Here is a 20,323-nt window from a genome sequence, read left to right as displayed (position 1 = left end):
GGTTAGGTTCGACCCGACGGGCGCCGCTTTGGACCGCCCACATTGGATACGGCCCATGCCGGAGACCCACGGCGCGCCACGACGGCGCGACGAGCGGTCCCAGCCATCCCGCAATCGGGATGCGTCGGGTCGGGATGCGCCGCTCTTTGGCGCGCTCGATCTGGGGACCAACAATTGCAGACTGCTGATCGCGCGCCCGTTGCGTGAGGGCTTCCGCGTCGTCGACAGCTTCAGCCGCATCGTGCGGCTGGGCGAAGGCCTGTCCCTGACGGGGCGGCTGGACGACCGCGCGATGGACCGGGCCTATGACGCCCTGGCCCTGTGCGCCGAGCGGGTGGCGCGAAAGGGCGTCGATCCCTCCCGTCTCAGCGCCGTCGCCACCCAGGCCTGCCGCGCCGCCGCCAACGGGGCCGAGTTCATCGAACGCGTGCGCCTGGGCACCGGCCTGAAACTTCGCATCATCGACCCGGCGGAAGAGGCACGGCTGGCGGTCGAGGGCTGTCTGAACCTGATCGACCCCAAGGCGCAGGCGGCGCTGGTCATCGACGTGGGCGGTGGATCGACCGAACTGGCCTGGCTGCTGCGCGAGGGCGAAGGCTTCACGACCACCGCATGGATGTCGGCGCCTCTGGGCGTGGTCACCCTGGCCGAGCGTCACCCCGAGCCCGCAAACGCCGGTGAAGACTGGTACGAGGCCATGGTCGCCGACATGGGCCTGGCTATTGCGGCGGGCGGGATCGACCAGCCGGAAATACGCGACCTGTTCGCCCGCAACCGGGGCCATCTGGTCGGCACGTCGGGCGCGATCACCAGCCTGGCGGGCATTCACCTGAAACTGCCGCGCTACAACCGTGACCGGGTCGACGGCCTGTGGATGACGCGCGCCGATTGCGAGGCGGCGGCTGACCGGCTGAAGGCCCTGGGCCCAGAAGGCCGCGCCAGGGAGGCCTGCATCGGTCCCGATCGCGCCGATCTGGTGCTGGCGGGCGCGGCGATCCTTGAGGCCATTCAACGCGCCTGGCCGTCAGAACGCGTGCGCGTCGCCGACCGGGGCCTGCGCGAAGGCCTGCTGCTGCAGCAGATGCGCGAAGCCAGCAAACCCGCCCGCCCCTCACGCCGTCGTCGGCGCAGACGGGGTCGCGGCGGCAAGGGCGCAGCGGCGACCGCCTAAGCGGCGGGCGCCGTCGTCGGCGAGGTCACGCGCACGGGCAGTTCAATATCGCAGATGGAGAAGTCCGCGCCCTTGGCCTGACGCGCGTGCTCCACGATGGCGGCGAAGGTCGCCGAGGTCGTGTTCAGCACCGCCGCCGATGGACGCGCCGTCACGGGCAGGTCCGACGCAACCCGCACCTGCGTCATCCGGTCCGGTCCTTCGACCATGCCGTCAGGATTGGGGCTGGATTTCAGCGCCCGCACCACATCCAGACCCGACACTACGCGCCCCCAGACGGTGTAACGCTTGTCCAGCGAAGGATAGGCCTGACGCATCAGGAAGAACTGGCTGTTGGCGCTGTCATTGGCCTCGTCACGCGCCATGCCCGCGACGCCGGGGCAATAGAGGCCCCAGCCATGCACCTTGCGATCCGGCGTTCCCGCCATGGCCGCATCCGGCTGGGTCTCAACCGGCACGGAATCGACAAAGCCCAGAACCGATCCCATCGGGGTCGCAACCGGCGCGAACGGCATGTCCGGCCCGCGCCGGAAGGTGAACTCGGCCTTCAGGTCCGGGTAGTAGCTCTGGCCGTCGCCGGTGCCCAGCGGATCGCCCGTCTGAGCCATGAACCAGTCGATGACCCGGTGCCAGGTCAGATTGTCGTAGAAGCCGCGCGACGCCAGCAGGCGGATACGCTCCACATGACCCGGCGCGATCTGGGGGGCCAGTTCGACCAGGATCTGGCCCTTGGTCGTTTCGATGACCAACAGGTTCTGCGGCGGGATCGTGCGCCATTCCGTCGGCACGGGCGGCGGCGGCGGGAACACCGGTTCGGCCTGCTGCGCCTCAACCGGCCGCGCCTGGGCCGCGCCGCTCAGCAGGGCCAGCACGGCCCCCGCCAACAGAATCCGTTTCATGCCCATGCCCCCGCCTTCATCGTGTTGATCAGCCCCCGCTGACTTCAGCCACGGGCTGAACGTCGCAGATGTTGAAGCTGGAGCCCTTGGCCGTGCGCGTCTCTTCGATGTGCTGGGCGAAGGCGACGCTGGCAGTGTTCTGCACCCGCACGGTCGGACGCTGGGCTGCCGGGATGGCCGAGGCCATGCGCACATGGGTCATGGTGTCCGGGTCGGTCACCTTTCCGTCCTGGGCCTCCGAGCCCGCCTTCAGACTGCGGACCACATCCAGGCCGGACACGATGCGGCCGAAGGCGGTGTAGATGCCGTTCAGGTTCGTGTTGGCGCCGGTCATCAGATAAAACTGGCTGTTGGCGCTGTCGGGCGAACTGGCGCGGGCCATGCCGAACACGCCGGGGCAGAACAGGCCGTTGGCGTCGACCTTGAAGTCCGATGTGATCATCATCTGGGCGTTCGGCTGGGTCTGGACCGGCAGGGTTCCCACCAGACCGACGATGCCCTGGCCCGCGTTCTCGACCTGGGTGAATCCCGCGTCGCGACCCCGGCGGAAGCTGAACTCGCCCTTCAGGTCCGGCAATTCGCTGCCGCCCTCGCCGGTGCCCTTGGGGTCGCCGGTCTGGGCCATGAAGTTCGGGATCACCCGGTGGAACTTCAGTCCGTCATAAAAGCCCTGATTGGCCAGGGTGCGGATGCGCTCCACATGGTTCGGCGCCGCCAGCGGCGACAGCTCCACCAGAACCCGGCCCTTGTTGGTGTCTATGACCAGCAGATTATCGGGATCGACCGTGCGCCAGTCGGCAGCCGAGGCCCCCGTCTGCACCCCCGTCTGAGCCAGGACCGGAGCCGACGCCACGCCGGACGCGAGAAGAGCGGCGGCGGCCGCCGCGATTACACCAAGACGCATTCCAGAGCTCATCCCTTGTTCTTGACCTTGGCCCGCACGCGTTCGGCGATGGCAGGGCTGACGAAACTGTCGATCGCGCCGTCCAGACGGGCGATTTCCTTGACCAGCCGTGAAGCAATGGCCTGATGCCGCGGATCAGCCATCAGGAACACCGTCTCGATGTCCTGATTGAGGCGCTGGTTCATGGCCGTCATCTGGAACTCGTATTCGAAATCGGCGACCGCGCGCAAACCCCGAATGATGACGCTGGCGTCCAGTTCCTCTGCGAAATGCATCAGCAGGGTCGAAAAGGGCTGGACCACGATGTCGCCGCCAAGCGGCGCAACCTCGGCCCGCAGCATCTCGACGCGCTCGGCGGTGGAGAAAAGCGGCCCCTTCTCATCATTCTGGGCCACGCCGATGACCAGCCGGTCCACCAGCTTCAGCGCCCGTTTGATGATGTCGGTATGGCCGTTCGTCACCGGATCGAAGGTGCCCGGATATAGACCGATACGCATGCGTTTCTCCCCAGCCTGTCGCCCGCTGTTGACCGCCACTTAGCAGGTGCGAAATGAGCGGCCTAGATCGTCTGACACGGGTTTGATCGCCAGAGGTCATTCAATCGGACGATCAGGGCGTCGGATGTGCTGAAGGAATGATCATCAATCGCCGCCACCGCACAGGACGGTGTGGCGCTGTTGCAGATGAAGGCGGCGTCGAAATCGGCCAGTTCACTTAAGTGGATCGGACGTGTCGCGCTGCTCCAGCCGGCCTCTGCGGCGCCGCGTTGGAGCAGTCCCTGCCCCGTTCCCACCAGCATAGGCGCCTCAGGCCAGACCAGAGCGTCACCCCGAATGAAGCCGATATTCCAGATGCTGCCTTCGGATATCCGCCCGTCCGCATCAACAAACAGGGCGTCGTCGAAACCGGCCTGCGCCGCCAGACGCCGCGCGCGGGTAAGGCCCAGGGTCGCGGCGTGTTTCAGGTGCGGGACTTCGCGCGAATAGACCTGCGTCTTCAGCCGCAAGGGCTTGGTCAGGGCCGATGCAGGCGGCGAAAGCGTGGTCAGTACACGCGGCTGAACCATCGCATCGGGCGACCGCAGGCTGATCGCCTCTGAAAACAGATTGATCCGCAGGCTGAACCGGCCCGGACGACCGTCCAACGCCTGTCGCATTCGCTGACGCAGCAAGGCCTCCGGCACGGCGACGCCGAACAACTCCACCGCTTCGGCCTCCAGACGCGCCAGATGCAGGTCCAGGCCCCGCACGCCCCCGTCCTCGACCCGCATCGAGGTGAAGGCGCCATAGTTGGACAGAACAAAATGGCTGAGGTCGCCGACACTAGCTGAGCAGCCGTCGATCAGGATTTCCGGCAACACGCTCGCTCCCCCTTTCCTGTCCTTCTCCCGTCGGGAGAAGGTGGCCCGCAGGGCCGGATGAGGGTTTTGCGTTGAGCCATCTCGCTTCAACGCCCCTCACCCTTTCGCGCCAGAACGACGACTACGCCGCCGTGCGCTCAAGCCCTCTCCCGGCGGGAGAGGGTTAGGCCTTAAGCTTCGCCGCCCTCTTCGCCCACAGCATCGGCTTCATCATCACCGCCGCTTTCGGGCAGGCGTTCGACCGAGACGACTTTCTCGTCCTTGCCGGTGCGGAAGATGGTGACGCCCTGGCTGGAACGGCCGACGATGCGGACCTGATCGATGCGGGTGCGGATCATCTGACCGCCCGAGGTGACTAGCAGCAGGTCGTCGGTCTCCTCGACCGGGAAGGCGGCCGCCAGGCGCGTGCCTGCGCGTCCGCCCAGACCGTGCGCCGTCAGACCCTGACCGCCGCGACCCGTGCGACGATATTCATAGGCCGAAGACCGCTTGCCGAAGCCGGAGTCCGTGACCGTCAGGATGAACTGCTCAGCCGCGCCCAGTTCCGCGATCCGCTCAACCGACAGGACGGCGTCAGCGACGTCATCCTCGGCCTCGACCGGCGCCGCATCATCATCCGCGTCCGCGCCAGCCAGCGCCTTGCGCATGGCGTTGGCGTGTTTGACGTAGGCCGAGCGTTCTTCCGGCGTCGCGTCCACGCGGCCCAGAATGGCCATGGAGATGACCTCGTCGCCGTCCTGCAAACGCACGCCCCGAACGCCGGTGGAATCACGGCCCTTGAACACGCGCACGTCGTCGGCCTTGAAGCGGATCGCGCGGCCCAGCGCCGTGGTCAGCAACACGTCGTCGTCCGCCGTGCACAGGCCCACGCCGACCATGCGGTCCTCGCCTTCCAGCTTCATGGCGATCTTGCCCGCACGGTTCACCGTGGCGAAGTCCGACAGCTTGTTGCGGCGCACGTCGCCCGTCGAAGTGGCGAACATGATGTCGTAGTCGCCCCAGGTCGCTTCATCCTCAGGCAGGGGCAGCACGTTCATGATGCTGTCGCCCGGCTCGATGGGCAGCAGGTTCACAAAGGCCTTGCCGCGCGACTGCGGATTGCCCAGCGGCAGACGCCAGGTCTTCAGCTTGTAGGCCTTGCCGTTGGTGGCGAAGAACAGGACCGGCGTGTGGGTCGAGGCGCTGAAGACGCTGGTGATCGCGTCCTCATCCTTCATCGACATGCCGCTGCGGCCCTTGCCGCCGCGATGCTGGGTCCGATAGGCGTTCAGGGCGACGCGTTTGACATAGCCGCTGTGGGTGACGGTGATGACCATGTCCTCGCGCGGGATCAGGTCTTCGTCCTCCATCTCGCCGTCGCCTTCACCGATCAGGGTGCGGCGCGGCACGGCGAACTTGTCCTTCACGTCGATCAGGTCGTCGCGAATGATGGCCAGGACGTTCTTGCGGTCCGACAGGATGGTCAGATGGCCCTGGATCGTATCGGCCAGACCATGCGCCTCGCCGAAGATGTCATCGCGACCCAGGCCGGTCAGGCGCGACAGGGTCAGGGCCAGGATGGCGCGGGCCTGTTCGTCGGTCAGGCGGATCTTGTCACCCTCGACGATGACTGTGCGGGGGTCGGCGATCAGCTCGACCAGAGCCATCATGTCGCCCACCGGCCAGGCCTTGGCCTGCAGACGCTCGCGCGCCTCGCTGGGGTCGGCCGACGAGCGGATGATGTGGATCACTTCGTCGATATTGGCGACGGCGACGGCCAGACCGACCAGCACATGGCCGCGGTCGCGGGCCTTGTTCAGCTCGAACTTGACGCGGCGGACCACCACCTCCTCACGGAAGTCGAGGAAGATCTGCAGCAGGTCGCGCAGGCCCATCTGTTCGGGGCGGCCGTGGTTCAGCGCCAGCATGTTGACGCCGAACGACGACTGCATGGCGGTGTAGCGCCACAGCTGGTTCAGGATCACATCGCCCGAAGCGTCGCGCTTCAGCTCGATGACGATCCGCATCCCCTGACGGTCGGATTCGTCGCGAACATCGGAAATGCCTTCCAGACGCTTCTCGCGCACCATTTCGGCGATACGCTCGATCAGGGTCTGTTTGTTGACCTGGAACGGCAGTTCCGTGACCACGATGGCTTCGCGGTCCTTGCGGATTTCCTCGACCGAGGCGCGACCGCGCACGATGACCGAGCCGCGACCGTCGCGCAGGGCGTTGCGCGGCGCCGTGCGGCCCATGATCTCGCCGCCCGTTGGGAAGTCGGGACCGGGCACGATGTCCAGCAGGGCGTCGTCGGAAACGTTGGGATCGTCCAGCAGGGCCAGGGCCGCATCCACGACCTCGCCCAGGTTATGCGGCGGGATGTTGGTCGCCATGCCAACGGCGATGCCGCCCGCGCCATTTACCAGCAGGTTCGGAATCCGGCTCGGCAGAACGACCGGCTCCAGTTCCTTCTCGTCGTAGTTCGGCTGGAAATCGACGGTGTCCTTGTCGATGTCGGCCATCAGGGCCACAGCCGCCGGGGCCATCTTGGCCTCGGTGTAACGCATCGAGGCGGGCATATCGCCGTCGACCGAGCCGAAGTTGCCCTGGCCGTCGACCAGCATCAGACCCATCGAGAAGGGCTGCGCCATCCGCACCAGGGCCATATAGACCGAGGCGTCGCCGTGGGGGTGGAACCGGCCCAGCACGTCACCGACCACGCGGGCGCATTTCGAATAGCTGCGCTCCGGCGTCATGTTCAGATCGTGCATCGAATACAGGATGCGACGGTGAACCGGTTTCAGGCCGTCACGGGCGTCAGGAAGCGCCCGCGAGACGATCACGCTCATGGCGTAGTCGAGATACGAACGCTTCAGTTCGTCCTCGATCGTGATCGTGGAAATGTCGGAGCCGCCGCCTCCGCTGTTAATCGGGGTCGCGGCGTTTTCGTAGCTGTCGTCGGTCAATGAAGCGTGGCTTTATGCGGCCGGAATCGGAACGTGATCCGTTGTGACGATTTCTAGCATTCAAGGGGCTCGGTGGCAAAGCGACGTCGCCGTGAAAGCCCGTCTCTGAAAGGACTTTCCATATGCGTCTGCCCATGCTCGCCGCCGCCCTGGCCCTGACCGTGCCGATGGCCCCGCTCGCCGCCTGCGCCTCGACCGCCGACAGCCCTCATACCCACGCCGAACGCGCGCCTGTCGGCACGACGGGTCAGGCCGTTCTGGTCAACGCCCAGGGCGCTAACATCGGCCATGTCGAACTGCGCCAGGGATCGACCGGCCTGCTGATCAAGATCGAGGCCTCGGGCCTGACGCCCGGCTGGCACGGCATCCACATCCACGCCACCGCCGCCTGCGAAGCGCCCTTCACCTCGTCCGGCGCCCACATCAATCATGGCGATCCCAAACAGCCCCACGGGCTTCTGAACCCTGCAGGCCCTGACGACGGCGATCTGCCCAACGTCTTCGCAGGCGCGGATGGCAAGGTGAACGCCGAGGTCTTCACCACCCGCGCACGGATTTCGACGGAAGGCCCCGGCCAATGGCTGTGGGACGCGGACGGTTCGGCCATCATCATCCACGCCAACCCTGACGATCACAGCAGCCAGCCCATCGGCGGCGCGGGCGACCGCGTGGCGTGCGCGGCGCTGACAGCCAGCTAAAACACCCTTTCTTGAAGGCGAGCGCGCCCGCTGGACTTCGGTTCAGCGGGCGTTTCTGTCTTGCAGCAGCCGCTGGATCAGTTCGGTCTGTTCCTGCTGACGCGCGGCCAGATGCTCGACCTTCTCCAGCAGGGCCATGATCTCGATCTCGGCCTTCAGGTTGACCTGATAGTCGTTGCCCGCGTCCAGCCGATCCTTCGACGCCTGCCGGTTCTGGCTCATCATGATGACCGGCGCCTGCACCGCCGCCAGCATCGACAGCACCAGATTCAGGAAGATGAAGGGATAGGGGTCGAACGCATCCTTGCGCAGGACGATGTTCAGCGCCGTCCAGACCAGCAGGAAGACGCCGAACGCGATGATGAAGGGCCAGGACCCGCCGAACGAGGCCACGCGGTCCGCCAGACGATCGCCGAAGCTCTGCTCCTGATCGAAGGTCTCATTGATGTCTTCGGTGATGGGGCGTCGCTCGGCAGCGCGGCGCACGACGCTGGCTTCGTTGGCCTGCAGGTCTTTTGACGACTTTCCCAACCAGCGCCGGGATACGTGGTCGGGGTCCACAGGGATGTGTGACATGACAGCTCCTGATCTGCTCAGGAGACAGATCAAGCCTTGGCCGCCCCCGCGCGCAAGCCCCGTTCGGCCAGGGCCACCAGCACGACCCCGCCCATGGCGATGGCCGCGCCGGTCAGAATCTGCGGCGTCAGCACATCGTTCATCAGCGTCCATCCGATCAGGATCGACACCACGGGCGTCGCCAGCAGATAGGGCGTCACCCGCCCCGCCTCGCGTCGCTGAACCAGCCAGAACAACAGTGTCGTGGCCAGAACCGACGACACCACCCCGGCCCAGATCAAGGACACCCAGACCATCGGCGGCGCCGCGCGGATGGCGTCAATCTGATCATGCTCGAACACCAAGGAGCCGAACGCCAGCACCGGCAGGGTTCCCACCGCCAGCAGTCCCTGCATCTTCAGCGGCGGGATGGAGGTCGTGCGCCGCGCCACCACCGTCGCCAGCGCCCAGGCCGCGCCTGCGGAAATCCCCACCAGAATCGCGCGCCAGTCCTGCAGCGCGTGGGCGTCCAGCGTCATCCAGGCCACCCCGACAAAGGCGATGCCCATGCCGACCAGCGCGCCCCGGCTCAGCCGCTCGCCCAAAATCAGGAAGGCGAACAGGGATGTGAAGGGAATCCACAACTGGTTGGCCACGGTCACCGGGCTGATGTCCTGCGCCAGCCAATAGGCCGTATAGACCAGCCCATACTGGATCGGCCCGCCCACCAGCACGATGATCAGAAGGCTTTTCCAGTCGGGGAACGGCGGCCGCACAAAGGCGAACAGACAGGCGCTGGCGATGCCGAACCGGATTGCCCCGACCAGCAGCGGGCTTAGATGCTCGGTCGCCAGTTTGGCGCCCGCATTGTTCACCCCCCACACCACGATGATCGCCACAATGGCGGCGATCTCCAGGCCGGTCAGGGCATGGGGCTTTGCAGGCGTCGGCTTCGGTGCGGGCTGGGCGGCGGTCATGTCGAACCGAATGCCACAGACGGCGCCCGGCCGCGCCTCACGTTCAATGAGCATTCCTTTCGCTGACCACCCTGCCCTTTGGGACCCGCAATGCTATGTCGCCGCATTCCTGAATCGAGAGGCCGCCTGATGAAGCCGTCATTCACCGCCGCTGCGAGCCTTCTGGCGCTGAGCCTTCTGTCCACCCCCGCCCTGGCCCAGACTCAGGCCCAGCCCCAGGTGGCGCAGGGCCTGCTGCTGGTGACCTCGCCCCAGCCCCTGCCCATCGACAACCGGCGTCCGCGCGTCTTTCTGGGCGGCAGCATCGACATGGGCGGCGCGCCGGACTGGCAGGCCGCCATGACGGCGGCCCTGTCCGACATGGATGTCGTCATCCTGAATCCGCGCCGTCCCGACTGGAACCCCGCCTGGCGACCCGACGCCGACGAACCCGAGTTCCGTCGCCAGGTCGAGTGGGAGCTGAACGCGCTTGAGGCCGCCGACGTCATCGTCATGTATTTCGCGCCCGGCACGCAAAGCCCCGTCAGCCTGCTGGAGATGGGCCTGCACGCGCGGGGCGGAAAGCTGATCGTCCTGGCCCCTGACGGGTTCTGGCGAAAGGGCAATGTCGACATCACCGCAGCCGCCTATGGCGTGCGTCAGGCGGCGACGATGGACGAACTGACCGTCGCCGTCCGCGAAGCGCTGGCCGCAGCGGGCGCCCGCAGCCGTTTCAACGCCCGGCCCTAGAACTCCGGCTTGGCCACCATCAGCCAATAGATGGCCAGCACACCAGCAAAGGCCGGCCAGCCCAGACCGAACCACCAGCGGAAAAGACGGTGATAGGCGGGCGGCAGCGGCGCGCCCTGCCCCGCCGCCCGCTCGGCCAGCTTCATCATCCGATACTGGATCCAAACCACCGGCAGCCAGCACACGCCGATCAGGACATACAGGCCATAGGCCGCCAGCAGCCATGGACTGGTCGGCGACCAGCCCTGCAGATGGATCAGGCCCAAACCGCTGATCGGCTGGACCACCACCGCGCTGGCGGTGAAGACGAAATCGGCCAGGACCACGATCTTGCCGACGTCCGCCACCGTCTTCGCATCCTTGGTCGCATGGGCGCGCAGCATGAAGAAGGCGATGCCCGCGCCGGTGCCGAACAGCACCGCCCCAGACAGGATGTGGATGATCTTCAGCAGGACATAGAGGCTCATCGGCGGGCGTCCGTGGCGGCGACGAACAGGCACAGGGCCATCATCGGCAAGACCTTCAGCCACGGCCCCAGCGGGTCAATCCAATAATGCGGCAGGCTCAGCGTCCCGGCGATCAGATAGCCGACCGTGGCCAGACACATGAAGACGGCCACCCGCGCCGTCCAGGGCCGCACGAACAGGGCCAGGCCCAGCACCACATCCAGCAGCGCGCCCCACCAGGCGACCGGCCCGGACCAGCCGCCATAACCGCCCTCATGCAGTATGGCGACGGCGCCGTTCCAGCCGGGGCCGAAACTGATCAGGCCGGTCACCAGCCAGAACAGCCCCAGGGTGACAATAGCGACCGGACGAACGAACCACAGCCGCGCGTGCCAGACATCCTGGACCGAGGCCGGGGTCTCGGCTAGAAACCGCGAAAACCCGCGCGAGGCCACTCCCAACCGTTCGGCCCAACCGCTGTCATGGCCGGACACGTCGTGATCCATCTGTTTGATCGCCGTGGTGCGGATCGGCGACGACCAGCCCAGCCGCCCCAGCAGCTCGCCGATCGCCAGTGCAGGCGCCGCCAATGCGCGCGGGACACGCACGACCGGCGCAGGCTTCATCCCCATCCAGCCGCGATACAGACGCACCGTCTGGGTCATGGTCACCGCCTCCGGCCCCGGCATGTCCAGCGTCTCGCGTGAGACGGCGCCGAGCTTCAGGGCCGCCACGACGGCGGCGCTGAGGTCGCCCAGAGGGATCGGTCGGAAGCTCTGATCGCCCCCCACCACCGGGATGATCAACGGAAAGGCCGCCAGCGCCCGGATCAGGCCCGTGCCGCCGAACGCCGCCCGATCCACCACCAGCGACGGCCGCAGGATCAGCCAGTCCAGGCTGCTGGCCTGAACCAGACGCTCCGTCTCGGCCTTGGTCCGCGCGTAATCGGTGCCTGCCGCATCGTCGGCGCCCACGGCGGAAATATGGATCAGGCGCGACACGCCCACAGCCTCGCACGCCGCGATCAGGGCGCGGGGGCCGTCCACATGGGCGGCGCGGGTGCTGTCGCCGCCGCCGTCCTGCAGCACGCCGACGCAGTTCACCACCGCAGAGACGCCCGCCAGCAACGGCGTCCAGGCCTCAGCCGTCGTCAGCCGGGAAAAGTCCGCCGCCACCCAGTCGAAGCCCGGCGCCCGTCGCGCCGGTTCAGCGATGCGGCGCGCGCCCGCTCGCACGCTCCAGCCGTCAGCCGACAGGGCCGCCGCCAGATGCGAGCCAATGAAGCCGTTGGCGCCCAGCACCAGAACCCGCCCGCTCATCCCAGCACCCGATCTGCCAAGTCACGTCCCGCCGTTGCGCCCGTCTCAGGCATGGCGCACCAGGCCTGACCGGGAAACCGGCGGCGACGGCGGGCGATGAAGTCATATAAGAAATCGCGGATGAACCGCGGCACGATCCGTCCCACGACCGCCATCTTTAACGGCATCGGCAGTTGGGCGGCGATGGCCAGAACGGCGTCGGTGCGCTCATGCGCGCGCCCGTCCTGAACCAGCAGCATGGTGTAGGGATCGTCAGGGTCCACGCCATAGTGGACCAACAGCGCTCGCCCCAGCTCAGACTGGGTCGGGGCCAGCCGGAAGACGCCATCCCGATCCGCCTTCAGGATCTTGCGCGCCGAGCCGGAGCACAGCGCGCAATCCCCATCGAACAAAACCAGAGGCCGGTCGTCCGGAAACGCCGGAACGGCGGCGTCGTCGCGGTAACTGTACGCCGATCGCCCCACCGCCTGAGGCGCCTTAGAACGGAATGTCGTCGTTCAGGTCGTAGCTTTCCTTGGGACCGCTGGGCTTGTTGGCGCCGCCGGTCGAGAAGCCCGACGAATAGTCGTCGTCGCCGCGACCACCGCCGCCGCCGTAACCGCCGCCCGACGAACCGCCTTCCGAACGGCCGCCCAACATGGTCAGTTCACCCTTGAAGCGGCTGACCACGATCTCGGTCGAATATTTCTCGACGCCCTGCTGGTCGGTCCATTTGCGGGTCTGAAGCGCGCCCTCGATATAGACGGTCGAGCCCTTCTTCACATAGTTCTCAACGACCTTGACGATGTTGTCGTTGAAGATGACGACGCGGTGCCATTCGGTCTTTTCCTTGCGCTCGCCCGAGGACTTGTCGCGCCAGGTTTCCGAGGTCGCAATCGACAGGTTGGCGATGCGGTCGCCGTTCGGCATGGAGCGGATTTCCGGGTCGCGGCCCAGATTACCGACCAGAATGACCTTGTTGACTGATCCAGCCATGACTTCTTCCTTCTCGTGCGGGAGGCCGACCAGGTCGTGCGTCCCTTAATTCAGCCGGATGTCTTAGAGGCGCGGCGGATCACCGCCAGCCGCTTTCGTCACCAAGCCCGCCAAATCGGTGGATTAACCAAATGTTCCACCTTTGTTCACGCTACGCAAGTCCCTGCTCGCAACGTCGTTATGGCGCGACGGGCTCGGCCGCGACCGCCACGGGGCGGCCGGTCTCATCACGCTGGATCGCGCCCGGGATCGCCAGACGCCCGTCGCCCGTGCGCGCCATTGAGAAGAAGCGGCTGCCGGTCAGGGTCTTGGCGATCTTCACGCCCTCGCGGTCGATGAAGATGAAGCGCCCCTGATAGGCGCCGGTCACCTCATTGTTCGATCCGCCCATGCGCAGGAAGCGCAGACGCATCTCCTCCAGGCGCGCGGCGCACAGCTCCAGCTGGGCCTGACCGTCCGCCAGCTTCTGCAGCTTGGGCGTCTTCGAGGTCGGTTCGGCGACATAATAGCAGACGCCCGGCTCGAACTTGAACTTGGGCTGGTTGCTGCACGCCCCCAGAAGGGCCGCGCCGGCGATGGCGGTGGCTGCAAGCGCGCGCATCAGTTCATCCCCGTGAATTGGCAGTTGCGGTCCTGTTCGGCCAGGGTGCGGAAACGGGTGTTGTCGTTCGACTGTTCGACCCGGCGCGGCACCAGACGCAGGGTGGTGTCGCCCCAGCGGCCGTATTGGGCCTCGCCCGGACGGACGCAGGTTCCGGCGTACAGGGCCTGAACACAGGCGTTCAGGCTCATGCCCGTCGACAGGACGCGCCAGTCGTCGCCGGTATGGCGCAGGCATTGGGTTCCACCGGAAGACGGCGCCGTCACTGGCTTCACCGGGCGATCCGGCGTCGGCAGGACTGCAGTGGGATCAGGATCAACCGTCAGAACCGGCGGCGCCTCGGGCGGCGGGGCAAAGGATGCCGTCGGGGCGGCGGCCAGGGCGCCCGTGGCGTCCAGCCCCACATCCAGCGCATCCGTGGCCAGGCCATTCTTCTGGGCGCAGGCCGCCAGCGTCGCCAGGCCCACGAACTGGCCATTGACGAAGCAGCGCAGCTCGCGCGTCGGCTCCAGCGACGGAGCCTCGGCCAGATCGACGGTCAGGCCGCCACGCGATGCAGGCGGCGCCTCGGGCGTCTTGTCGCCCCCGCCCGTAAAGATCAGGGCCAGCACAACGGCGGCGATAATGACCAGCGCCGCGCCGATGGCGATGATGACGCGGTTGTCTTTCGGAAGGGCCATAGGGGGCTTTCGCGGTTGGGGCGTTCAATAACCCCGAGGGGGCGCCAGGCGTCAACCGCCAACGGGCGGCGTGAACCGGCTTTAGGCCAGCAGACGGTTCAACGCCGCCTGATAACTGGCCTGCTGCGCCTGCTGGTAGGCGGTGGAGGAGCCTTTGCCCGTTATGGTGTTGCTGGTGGATGTCTGCGGCCCCAGCGACCTGTAGGCCGAACGCACGATAGTCATGGCGGACGCCAGACTGTCGATGGCCGCCTTGATGCTGGCCGGATCATTCAGGTTCAGGGTGTTGGACAGGTTTAGGCCATAGGTCTTGGCCGACTTGTCACCCGTCTTGCCGACGAAGCCGGGCGTCAGGCCCAGCGCCGCCAGCGCGTCCTTGCCCGCCGCCCCCGCCGAGATCACCGCCCCCTCCTTGTTGTCCGCCGCAACGATCTGCAGCCGCTGCACCGGCGGGTTCACCTTGGAATCGGTGATGACTGTGACCTTCAGCTGGCGGTTCGACGCGTTGGTGATCTTCTTGGCCAGGGTGTCCAGCGTGTCCTTGTCGTCGATGGTCACCGTCACCGCCCGGCCGCCGCCCGCTGGCGTGATGGTGAACTGATCCCCGGCCCGCGCCGAGGTCGCGACGGTCAGCAGCTTGGATTCGGACTGCATGACCTCGCCCTGCGGCAGGCCCAGCCGATCCAGAACGCTGGCGCCGCCGGATACAATGCTGATGGTGCTGGGCGTCGCCTGATCATTGTCGCCGCGCCAGGTCTGATTGTACTCGACCGCACCCGTCTCCAGATCCAGCCGCGCCAGATAGGCCCTGGTCGGATCGGTCTTGCCCGCGCCTGCGTCGCGGTGGGCGCCGGTGATCCAGATCTTGCCGTCCTTGACCACCACATCCGCAGCGGTGTCGTTTCCGTCACTGCCGAAATAGGTCAGCCGGTCGTCGCCAGAGGCCTGAAGGTCCAGCGACAGCGTGGCGACAAAGACGTCCGTGCCGCCTGCATGGGCGTTGGTGACCGTGCCGATGTCCAGCGCCGGGTTGTCCGTCTGCCCCGCCAGAACCACCTTGCCGTTCTCGACGGCGATGCCCGAGATCTGACCGTTGGCCCGTCCCAGGTCGCGTGTGGCGGCCAGCGTCGGCACGCCTGCGGCGTCCAGTGTGAACTGACGCACGACAATACGCCCGCTCTCAACCCCGGCGGTGTAGATGTTGGAGCCTGACGTGGTCATGGCCTGGACGGAATCATCGCCCGTCGAACCGAACTGCAGCGTCGACAGGCTGACGCCCGTAACCGGCCCGATGACCGAGGTCTTCTGTTCCTTGAAGGTCTGGAGATAGGAGTCCCACCCCCCGATCGCCGTCGTCCCCGGCATGGCCGACTGCGACCGACCGGCGACATAGACCACGCCGTCAGGGCCGAAACTGACCTGGCTCGCTTCGTCGGCGGCCTTGGCCCCGCGTCGCTGGGTCCACATCTCCTTGCCGGTGCTGTCGAACACAGTGACGAAACTGTCGGCGGTCTTGGCCGAATCCCCGCTCTTGCCCGGCTCCAGCGCGCCAATGACGGATCCCGCCACCGCCACACGCCCATCGTCCGCCACGGCGATGGAATAGCCGTTGGCCGAGGACGCCGCCCCCAGCAGACTGGTCTGCAGCAGGTTTCCCGCCGAATCGAACTTCATCAGGGCCACGTCTCGGGCGCCCTTGATCGGCTGGTTGGTTCCGCCGGACGTCAGGTCCGCCACCACCCACAACGACCCGTCCGGACCGACCGCACTGGCGCGAATGGCGTCGACGCCTGCGGGAAGATTGGTCTGCCCTACCCGTCCATCGACCCAGAACGAGCCGTTGACGCCCGGCTGGGCCGCAGGCGCAGCGCCGCCGTCCACCTGGAACTTCAGAAGTTGGGCGGTTTTATTCGTGCCGACGCCCTGGGTCACATAGACGGCGTCGGACGTGTCCACGGCCTGAAAACTGACCGTCTCGCCCGTGCCGCCCCGCACCTTCAGCGCCCATTGATCCGGCCCCGCCGGAAGGGTGATGCTCTTGTCGCCCGCCTTGATGACCTTGGGCTGGGCTGGGATCAGTTCGCGCGCCATGCGGGTCTGGACCCCGGCGTCGCTCAGTTGGGTGTTGATGTAATCGACAACATTTTCCATCGTCCGGGGCGTGTCGCCCATCTCGGACAGGTCGATGGCGATGGTCTTGGTGCTTGAGCCGGACTTCACGCCGATCGCGAACCGCACGTCCCCCTCAAACGCCTTTACCGGATCGCTCAGGGCGCCGTCATGGATGGGCTGGGTCACATAGGTGGTGGGGTCTTTTTCGATCGCGGCCCCGGTCTTCACCGTCGTCTGCGAGATGCCCTGGACCAGACGCACGTCCGAGAACGCCGCCGTCGACATATAGGTCGAAAGCTCGGCCAGGCCTTCGGAAAAGCGGCGGGAAAGCTGGTCGGCCTCCAGATTGGTCAGGCCCTTGGCGCCGGCTCGGTCGGCCAGGGCGCTGAGGCTGTTCAGGCCCTGATAGAGGGCGAACAGCTTGCGGTAATCCGCCGATGCGCCCGCCATATCCAGGCTGACGGCGGATTCGTTGATCAGACGACGCCCGGCCAGGGCGGCGCGCACCATCTCGCTGGGCTTTGTCGTCGCAGCCGACGACGCCCACGGCGCGGTCGGCTGCGTCTTGGGTTTGGGCAGAGCGGGTCCGCCGGACGAATAGGGATTCGTCGCGCCATACAGACCCAGCAGATAGCTGTTGTTGATCATCACACGGCTCCGCTTTTCTACAGTGCCGCAGTCCGCGATAACGAACCCTTAAGCCGCGTCCTCAGCCCTTGAAGAGCGACAGTATGATCTGCGGCGCCTGGTTGGCGATCGACAGGGCCTGAACGCCCAGCTGCTGCTGGACCTGCAGGGCCTGCAAACGCGCGCTTTCCTTGGGCAGGTCCGCGTCCACCAGATTGCCGATGCCGACTTCCAGCGCGTCGGACAGCTTGCTGACATAGGTGGTGTGGCGTTCGATCTGCTTGGCCTGCGCGCCCAGCTCCGCCAGATTGGCCGAGCTCGTGGCGATCGCCGTGTTGATCGCCGTCAGGGCCGCATCGGCCTTGGCCTTGTCCAGCAGATCAGGGCCCGGCGTTCCGCCCAGGCCCAGGCCGGTCAGGCTCATGTCCTGACGCTTCATGGCGATGGTCTCGGCTCCATCCGCGCTGGCCAGGAAGTTGATCGGATCGGTTTCGACGCCGTTGAGGATGTTGACGCCATCAAACACGGCGTTGTCCGCAAACGACTTGATCGACTTCAACAGCGCCTGGAACTCATCATTGTAGGACGTGCGCATCGCCAGGGTCGCGCTTTCGTCCGCAGCGGCCGTGGCCTTCTGCTTCAGCTCGATCAGCAGATCCGAAATCTGCTCCCCGGCGGCCAGGGATACGTCCGCAATCGAAGTGGCGCGTTTCAGGCTGGTAGTGACCGCCTCCAGCGAGCCCCTGTCCGCCCGCTGACCCTGGGCGACGGCCCAGACAGCGGCGTTGTCCTTGGCGCCCTGCACCTTCAGGCCGGTGTTCACACGGCTTTGGGTGGCGGCCAACTGGTCGTTGGTGCGGTTCAGGTTCTGCAGCGCGATCAGCGCCGAGGTGTTGGTGTGGACGCTGGTGGTCATGGCTTCGAGCCCCGGACTTCTGTTAGCGTCAGCATTAACCATGAGTCGTGATCAGATGGTTAACGCCCCGGAAACCATGATTGCGCCCCCGGCAAGCCGGCGGCGTTGATAAGACTCATAAACGGATCGCCTCAGCCTGCGGTCTAGGCCCTGGTGTCGACCAACTCGCCCCTGCGATAGACGGGGTCGCTGATCAGTTTTTCGACTTCCTCACGCGGCAACTGCCGGATCACCTCGCCCGTCACACGGTCCAGGACCTTGTAAACGAACCGATTACCCCCGACGGCCTCAATGGTCAGACGGTAGCGGCCCGCGTCGCTATTGTCGTTGCGCGCCTGCGTCGGCTGATTGGCCGGTTGGGCCGGAACGGGCGGCGTGGTGATGGGCGGTACGCTCGTTACACTTGCGGCATTGTCTGTCATGGCTCCCGGCGCGGACGAATCCACGCCCCTCTACATGGCCGGAACGAACGACTGGGACGGCCACGCGGACCGCCCCAGTCTTTCATCTTAGCGGAACAGGCCGAGCAGAATCTGGCTCGACGAGTTGGCGATCGACAACGCCTGCACACCCAGCTGCTGCTTGGTTTGCAGAGCAGTCAGGCGAGCGCTTTCCTTGGCCAGATCGGCGTCGACCAGGTTGCCGATGCCGGTTTCCAGCGAGTCCTGCAGCTTGTTGACGAAGGTCATCTGACGATCCAGCGACTTCGACTTAGTGCCGAGATCGGCAAGCGTCGATGCGAAGCTGTTGATGGCCTTATCGACATTGGCCGCAGTACGGTCGGTCAGGGTGGCGAAATCATAAGCTCCCGCGCCCGTCGCCTTGGTGGGATCGGTTGCAGTTGCAGTGATCGCCTTCAGGTCGAACTTGCCGCCCGACGTGTTCGTCGTCACCTGGATCGCCGCCGCGTTGGCGTTAAACAGGTTGACGCCGTCGAACTTCGCGCCGCCCAGAGCCGAGCCGATTTCCTTAACAATGGAGTCGAAGTCGGCGTTCAGCTTGTTGGCCGTATCGCTGCCCGCAGCCGCATCCTGAATGGCGACTGCGAGGCCCTTCAGTTCGTTCAACGCGCTGGTCACCGTGTCGCCGGCCGCCAAGGCGACGTCGACGATGGATTGACCGCGTTGCAGCGACTGACGCACCGCGTCCTGGGCGCCCATTTCTGCACGCTGAGACGTGGCGATGGCGAAGATCGCGCCATTGTCCTTGGCCGAAGAGACCTTCAGGCCGGTGTTGACCCGGTTCTGCGTGGTCTCCAGCGCCTTGTTGGTGGCGTTCAGAGTTTGCAGGGCGACAAGGGCCCCGCCGTTCGTATTGATGCTGTTAGCCATTTTGGCTGTCCTTTTTCACTTCGTGAGGGCCGACGGCGTTTTGCCGAAGGGAGCATTTTGCTCAGGAAAGGTGATCGGACGGGGTTTTCACCCCGCCCACGGCGTTAACGGAACAGGCCGAGCAGGATTGAGCTCGACGAGTTGGCGATCGACAACGCCTGCACACCCAGCTGCTGCTTGGTCTGCAATGCGGTCAGGCGCGCGCTTTCCTTAGCCAGATCGGCGTCAACCAGGTTGCCGATGCCGGTTTCCAGCGAGTCCTGCAGCTTGCTGACGAAGGTCGCCTGACGATCCAGCGACTTGGACTTGGTGCCCAGGTCGGCCAGGGTCGAAGCGAAGCTGTTGATGGCCGTATCGACGTTGGCCGCCGTATAGGCGGTCTTCTTGGCGGCGTCGGTCGCTGCTGCCGACCAGACGTCATTGGCAGCCGTTCCGCCCAGAAGCAGGCTGGCGCCAGTCGCCGCACCGGCTGCAGCCTTCAGGTCGAATTTGCCACCGGAGGTGTTGGTCGTGACCTGGATCGCGTTCGTGTTCGCGGCGAACAGGTTGACGCCATCGAACTTCGCTCCGCCCAGCGCAGAGTGAACTTCCTTCATGATGGATTCAAAGTCCGCGACCAGCTTCTTGCCGTTTTCGCTGAAGCCGCCCGCGCCGTCACCGGCGTCGTCCTGAATGCTGACGGCAAGGCCCTTCAACTCTTTCAGGGCGCTGGTCACCGTGTCGCCGGCCGCCAAGGCGACGTCGACGATGGATTGACCGCGTTGCAGCGACTGACGCACCGCGTCCTGGGCGCCCATTTCTGCACGCTGAGACGTGGCGATGGCGAAGATCGCGCCATTGTCCTTGGCCGAAGAGACCTTCAGGCCGGTGTTGACCCGGTTCTGCGTGGTCTCCAGCGCCTTGTTGGTGGCGTTCAGAGTTTGCAGGGCGACAAGGGCCCCGCCGTTCGTATTGATGCTGTTAGCCATTTTGGCTGTCCTTTTTCACTTCGTGAGGGCCGACGGCGTTTTGCCGAAGGGAGCATTTTGCTCAGGTGGGTCGGAAGAATATTCCGAGCCGTAAACCTGGACCTTAAGCG

At 66.0% G+C, this 20,323-nt stretch carries 21 protein-coding genes; 3 read left to right on the top strand and 18 right to left on the bottom strand.

Annotated features, from left to right (window positions below; translation table 11 throughout):
• Positions 1-55 precede the first annotated feature (55 nt).
• Positions 56-1,171 (top strand): Ppx/GppA phosphatase family protein, encoded by a 1,116-nt coding sequence (locus JKF87_RS08425; RefSeq protein ID WP_201099387.1) that lies wholly within the window; start codon positions 56-58, stop codon positions 1,169-1,171.
• Here JKF87_RS08425 and JKF87_RS08420 read toward each other — a convergent pair.
• The 5 genes from JKF87_RS08420 to gyrA form a co-directional block, all read right to left on the bottom strand.
• Positions 1,168-2,076 (bottom strand): peptidylprolyl isomerase, encoded by a 909-nt coding sequence (locus JKF87_RS08420; protein WP_201099385.1) that lies wholly within the window; start codon positions 2,074-2,076, stop codon positions 1,168-1,170. The two genes, JKF87_RS08425 and JKF87_RS08420, sit on opposite strands and share 4 nt — an antisense overlap.
• A gap of 22 nt (positions 2,077-2,098) precedes the next feature.
• Complete coding sequence (locus JKF87_RS08415; protein WP_201099383.1) at positions 2,099-2,974, bottom strand: peptidylprolyl isomerase; 876 nt, start codon at positions 2,972-2,974, stop codon at positions 2,099-2,101.
• 8 nt (positions 2,975-2,982) lie between these two features.
• Positions 2,983-3,471 carry a pantetheine-phosphate adenylyltransferase gene (gene coaD, locus JKF87_RS08410; RefSeq protein WP_201099381.1) on the bottom strand — a complete coding sequence of 163 codons (489 nt, stop codon included), beginning with the start codon at positions 3,469-3,471 and terminating at the stop codon, positions 2,983-2,985.
• 62 nt (positions 3,472-3,533) lie between these two features.
• Positions 3,534-4,334 (bottom strand): aminotransferase class IV family protein, encoded by an 801-nt coding sequence (locus tag JKF87_RS08405; RefSeq protein WP_307417658.1) that lies wholly within the window; start codon positions 4,332-4,334, stop codon positions 3,534-3,536.
• A 170-nt stretch (positions 4,335-4,504) separates the two neighbouring features.
• Positions 4,505-7,279 carry a DNA gyrase subunit A gene (gene gyrA, locus JKF87_RS08400; protein WP_201099378.1) on the bottom strand — a complete coding sequence of 925 codons (2,775 nt, stop codon included), beginning with the start codon at positions 7,277-7,279 and terminating at the stop codon, positions 4,505-4,507.
• Between the two features lie 122 nt (positions 7,280-7,401).
• On the opposite strand from gyrA, the gene JKF87_RS08395 reads away from it, so the two are divergent.
• On the top strand, positions 7,402-7,977 hold the full coding sequence (locus tag JKF87_RS08395) for a superoxide dismutase family protein (protein ID WP_201099376.1): 576 nt from the start codon (positions 7,402-7,404) through the stop codon (positions 7,975-7,977).
• A gap of 42 nt (positions 7,978-8,019) precedes the next feature.
• Here JKF87_RS08395 and JKF87_RS08390 read toward each other — a convergent pair whose 3' ends face one another.
• The gene (locus tag JKF87_RS08390; protein ID WP_201099373.1) at positions 8,020-8,553 is read right to left on the bottom strand and encodes a DUF1003 domain-containing protein; all 534 of its coding nucleotides are present in this window, start codon (positions 8,551-8,553) and stop codon (positions 8,020-8,022) included.
• A gap of 29 nt (positions 8,554-8,582) precedes the next feature.
• Positions 8,583-9,509 (bottom strand): DMT family transporter, encoded by a 927-nt coding sequence (locus tag JKF87_RS08385; protein ID WP_201099507.1) that lies wholly within the window; start codon positions 9,507-9,509, stop codon positions 8,583-8,585.
• A gap of 129 nt (positions 9,510-9,638) precedes the next feature.
• On the opposite strand from JKF87_RS08385, the gene JKF87_RS08380 reads away from it, so the two are divergent.
• On the top strand, positions 9,639-10,238 hold the full coding sequence (locus JKF87_RS08380; protein ID WP_201099371.1) for a nucleoside 2-deoxyribosyltransferase domain-containing protein: 600 nt from the start codon (positions 9,639-9,641) through the stop codon (positions 10,236-10,238).
• Here JKF87_RS08380 and JKF87_RS08375 read toward each other — a convergent pair.
• The 11 genes from JKF87_RS08375 to JKF87_RS08325 all read right to left on the bottom strand — a co-directional run bounded on the left by JKF87_RS08375 (position 10,235) and on the right by JKF87_RS08325 (position 20,213).
• Positions 10,235-10,705: a DUF2269 family protein gene (locus JKF87_RS08375; RefSeq protein WP_201099369.1), complete on the bottom strand. Its 471-nt coding sequence runs from the start codon at positions 10,703-10,705 to the stop codon at positions 10,235-10,237. The two genes, JKF87_RS08380 and JKF87_RS08375, sit on opposite strands and share 4 nt — an antisense overlap.
• Entirely contained in the window at positions 10,702-12,003 is a 1,302-nt protein-coding gene (locus JKF87_RS08370; protein WP_201099367.1) for an SDR family oxidoreductase, read from the bottom strand. Before JKF87_RS08370 ends, JKF87_RS08375 begins: the two co-directional genes overlap by 4 nt.
• Positions 12,000-12,467, bottom strand: coding sequence for a thiol-disulfide oxidoreductase DCC family protein (locus tag JKF87_RS08365; RefSeq protein WP_201099364.1), 468 nt, complete (start codon positions 12,465-12,467; stop codon positions 12,000-12,002). Before JKF87_RS08365 ends, JKF87_RS08370 begins: the two co-directional genes overlap by 4 nt.
• Positions 12,468-12,480: 13 nt before the next feature.
• Positions 12,481-12,978: a single-stranded DNA-binding protein gene (gene ssb, locus JKF87_RS08360; RefSeq protein ID WP_017504124.1), complete on the bottom strand. Its 498-nt coding sequence runs from the start codon at positions 12,976-12,978 to the stop codon at positions 12,481-12,483.
• A gap of 178 nt (positions 12,979-13,156) precedes the next feature.
• A complete protein-coding gene (locus JKF87_RS08355; RefSeq protein WP_201099362.1) occupies positions 13,157-13,579 on the bottom strand; it encodes a hypothetical protein in 423 nt (140 codons plus the stop codon).
• Entirely contained in the window at positions 13,579-14,259 is a 681-nt protein-coding gene (locus JKF87_RS08350; protein ID WP_201099360.1) for a hypothetical protein, read from the bottom strand. The genes JKF87_RS08355 and JKF87_RS08350 overlap by 1 nt, the downstream gene beginning before the upstream one ends.
• Positions 14,260-14,340: 81 nt before the next feature.
• On the bottom strand, positions 14,341-17,019 hold the full coding sequence (locus tag JKF87_RS08345; protein ID WP_201099358.1) for an NHL repeat-containing protein: 2,679 nt from the start codon (positions 17,017-17,019) through the stop codon (positions 14,341-14,343).
• A gap of 61 nt (positions 17,020-17,080) precedes the next feature.
• Entirely contained in the window at positions 17,081-17,914 is an 834-nt protein-coding gene (locus JKF87_RS08340) for a flagellin (protein WP_201099356.1), read from the bottom strand.
• Positions 17,915-18,057: 143 nt separating this feature from the next.
• Positions 18,058-18,336 carry a flagellar protein FlaG gene (locus JKF87_RS08335; protein WP_201099354.1) on the bottom strand — a complete coding sequence of 93 codons (279 nt, stop codon included), beginning with the start codon at positions 18,334-18,336 and terminating at the stop codon, positions 18,058-18,060.
• 87 nt (positions 18,337-18,423) lie between these two features.
• Positions 18,424-19,245, bottom strand: a complete 822-nt coding sequence (locus tag JKF87_RS08330) for a flagellin N-terminal helical domain-containing protein (RefSeq protein ID WP_201099352.1) — start codon at positions 19,243-19,245, stop codon at positions 18,424-18,426.
• 104 nt (positions 19,246-19,349) lie between these two features.
• Positions 19,350-20,213: a flagellin N-terminal helical domain-containing protein gene (locus tag JKF87_RS08325; RefSeq protein WP_201099350.1), complete on the bottom strand. Its 864-nt coding sequence runs from the start codon at positions 20,211-20,213 to the stop codon at positions 19,350-19,352.
• Positions 20,214-20,323 lie beyond the last annotated feature (110 nt).

The organism is Brevundimonas nasdae, assembly GCF_016654005.1.
In the GTDB taxonomy this organism is placed as follows: domain Bacteria; phylum Pseudomonadota; class Alphaproteobacteria; order Caulobacterales; family Caulobacteraceae; genus Brevundimonas; species Brevundimonas nasdae.
Note: the sequence above shows the minus strand (reverse complement) of the source record. Positions and strands in the feature narration are given on the sequence as shown.

Coding starts and splice junctions, on each gene's coding strand:
- JKF87_RS08385 (WP_201099507.1), bottom strand. CDS start 9,509: ATGACCGCCGCCCAGCCCGCACCGAAGCCGACGCCTGCAAAGCCCCAT.
- JKF87_RS08420 (WP_201099385.1), bottom strand. CDS start 2,076: ATGGGCATGAAACGGATTCTGTTGGCGGGGGCCGTGCTGGCCCTGCTG.
- JKF87_RS08355 (WP_201099362.1), bottom strand. CDS start 13,579: ATGCGCGCGCTTGCAGCCACCGCCATCGCCGGCGCGGCCCTTCTGGGG.
- JKF87_RS08325 (WP_201099350.1), bottom strand. CDS start 20,213: ATGGCTAACAGCATCAATACGAACGGCGGGGCCCTTGTCGCCCTGCAA.
- JKF87_RS08390 (WP_201099373.1), bottom strand. CDS start 8,553: ATGTCACACATCCCTGTGGACCCCGACCACGTATCCCGGCGCTGGTTG.
- JKF87_RS08425 (WP_201099387.1), top strand. CDS start 56: ATGCCGGAGACCCACGGCGCGCCACGACGGCGCGACGAGCGGTCCCAG.
- ssb (WP_017504124.1), bottom strand. CDS start 12,978: ATGGCTGGATCAGTCAACAAGGTCATTCTGGTCGGTAATCTGGGCCGC.
- JKF87_RS08370 (WP_201099367.1), bottom strand. CDS start 12,003: ATGAGCGGGCGGGTTCTGGTGCTGGGCGCCAACGGCTTCATTGGCTCG.
- JKF87_RS08340 (WP_201099356.1), bottom strand. CDS start 17,914: ATGACCACCAGCGTCCACACCAACACCTCGGCGCTGATCGCGCTGCAG.
- JKF87_RS08335 (WP_201099354.1), bottom strand. CDS start 18,336: ATGACAGACAATGCCGCAAGTGTAACGAGCGTACCGCCCATCACCACG.
- JKF87_RS08395 (WP_201099376.1), top strand. CDS start 7,402: ATGCGTCTGCCCATGCTCGCCGCCGCCCTGGCCCTGACCGTGCCGATG.
- JKF87_RS08330 (WP_201099352.1), bottom strand. CDS start 19,245: ATGGCTAACAGCATCAATACGAACGGCGGGGCCCTTGTCGCCCTGCAA.
- coaD (WP_201099381.1), bottom strand. CDS start 3,471: ATGCGTATCGGTCTATATCCGGGCACCTTCGATCCGGTGACGAACGGC.
- JKF87_RS08345 (WP_201099358.1), bottom strand. CDS start 17,019: ATGATCAACAACAGCTATCTGCTGGGTCTGTATGGCGCGACGAATCCC.
- JKF87_RS08415 (WP_201099383.1), bottom strand. CDS start 2,974: ATGCGTCTTGGTGTAATCGCGGCGGCCGCCGCCGCTCTTCTCGCGTCC.
- JKF87_RS08380 (WP_201099371.1), top strand. CDS start 9,639: ATGAAGCCGTCATTCACCGCCGCTGCGAGCCTTCTGGCGCTGAGCCTT.
- JKF87_RS08350 (WP_201099360.1), bottom strand. CDS start 14,259: ATGGCCCTTCCGAAAGACAACCGCGTCATCATCGCCATCGGCGCGGCG.
- JKF87_RS08375 (WP_201099369.1), bottom strand. CDS start 10,705: ATGAGCCTCTATGTCCTGCTGAAGATCATCCACATCCTGTCTGGGGCG.